Source organism: Candidatus Babeliaceae bacterium (assembly GCA_041660765.1).
Classification (GTDB): Bacteria; Babelota; Babeliae; order Babelales; family Babelaceae; genus JBAZVR01.
The window spans coordinates 1-2,176 of record JBAZVR010000007.1; the positions used below are offsets into that span (position 1 = coordinate 1).

The following is a 2,176-nucleotide window of genomic DNA, read 5'->3' on the forward strand; positions in this document are numbered from 1 at the left end:
GATTAGTGATTGCTACCATACGGCATTTTTGATGCTCTAGTTCAATTTTCATCTCAACTCCTAATTATTAAGCGTGACATATTTTAATATTAAATTTGTTTAATTGTCAAGTATTATTTTTTTATGATGAACTAACATGATTTTTTAACTTAATGTTAGTAATTTATGTAAGTTATTGATTTTTATTAACTAACACATGTTAGTAGTACAATGTTACATGTTAGTTTCCGGTATAACTCTAACTAACTAACAACCCCCCCCTTTAGGGGGGTTATGTTAGTTTGTTAGTACCCCGTATTCCGTGGCCTGTAGAGGACGTGTTTTTTTGATAAATTTATAAGTCATTGATTTCAGGACTAACATTGCTAAAAAACCAATGTTAGTAAGCAAATGCTTACAAAAAATAATGACCATTCTCACAGTGAAGAAATTCTGTTTTTAGTAATGTTTCAATAACTCTCTTAGTTGAAACATACTTATTTATTTCATTAATATATAAATCATTAAGCAATGACCTTAACATATCAATACTAACGCAAAGCCTTTTATTATGTTCATAACCAGAGTTTGATACCATGTCTCTAATAGCATCATAAGCTAGCCTTTGCTTTGATGTTAAAATATCCTCACAGTCGCTAGATTTAAGTATAAGCGATGTAGATGGGCTACCGTCTTGTTTAAAATGCCCTAAATCAACGATATGAGCCTTAATTTGCATATCCTTGAATAATTCCCCGTCTTTTGATTTTTTACAAGAAACAATAGCTTCATAGGTTTCAGGAATACGCTTCATCCCTATTTCAAAGTCAACATTAGAACTGAAAGCACTAGCACCACGACTCCCGCGCTCTGTGTCTTTGCCGTAGTGATGAACGATAATTGAACTTGCCCCCGCATCATAACAGCAATCACTTACCATTCTCAAAGCCCTGGCAACCTCTTCGTTAACATTCTCCTTAACACTTGTAGCCAAACTGCTAAATGTATCAAATATAACCAAAACAGGCTTTATTGAATCTATAGATTTTTTTAACCAATCCATCTCAGCTATATTATCAATAAATAAAGGCTTATTTAGTACCTTTATATTCCCATTAAAAGAGCCTTCAACAATTACTAACGCATTTAAACGCCGTTCTAATGCGTTAATACCCTCGCCACAGATATAAAGAACCTTTCCAGTATCAAATACCCTATTCCCAAAAAAATCATTACCAGTACAAATAGAATGAGCTATTTTTAAAGCAAAAAATGATTTAAATGATCCACTACTACCAGCCAATAACCCATTAGATTTTGATTCTAAAATATTATTTATAAGAAAAACTGGCGGTTTAGACGATAATGCCATCTCATCGCCATCAAGCCATTTCCTTGAGTCATCAATTTTAACTGTCTCTACTACCTTTTTATTTCCATCCCATCCTTTAGCATAAGCATCATGAAATATTGACTTGTAGGTTATATCATTCGGTTTAAATGTATTCCATTTTTCTAATGCCTCAGTAAGAGAAAACTTATCTGATGTGCTTCCATGTTCCAGCCACAAAACACAACCCTTATCTCCAAGAGATTTTAAAGCCAATCCTGAATCTATCCAAGGGTCATAGCCATCGGAATTTAAATATTTAAGAGCTGATCGCAAGTCATCAATTAATTTGTCTGTTACAACATCAACTTGCTGGTTGCCGGATTCTTTTTTATGTCCGTTTAAGACTGGTGGGAATGCTTTGATTATTGCATCTCTTGAATAGGGTAGCGATCCTGACTCATGAGATATTTTAACAAGATGCGGTCTTTTTTTATTATGATAAAAACCGGGAAGACGCAATACCCTGGCCAAGTCTTTAGCGTTTGGGTCACTTCCATAGTCGTCTATTAGCCGTGTTTCAATGCCTGTAAATTCATCTTTTTCTATGTCTTCACACAAGAAATAATAATGTGCCTTGCCTGGGCTTGTCTCAACTACAATATTAGGCTCAATTGGCATTTTTTTAGGTATATGCCCATCATTCTCATTAAAAACACAACGTATTTTTTCAACAGATTTATTATTTCTTCCATCCCCATTGCCAGCTTGAGCCATGACAAATACGCCTGCACCTCTTTTATTGTAATCTACCAGCCACTTATAATTTTCCTCTAACGTTCCGTGTGACCACCTTGCTAATGATGT

1 protein-coding gene is annotated in these 2,176 nt (G+C 34.4%); it reads right to left on the reverse strand.

Annotated elements, in window-relative coordinates; all coding sequences use genetic code 11:
* Positions 1-394: 394 nt before the first annotated feature.
* Positions 395-2,176, reverse strand: a 1,782-nt coding sequence (locus WC707_07100) for an AAA family ATPase (protein MFA6066922.1), incomplete at its 5' end; no start/stop codon positions are given.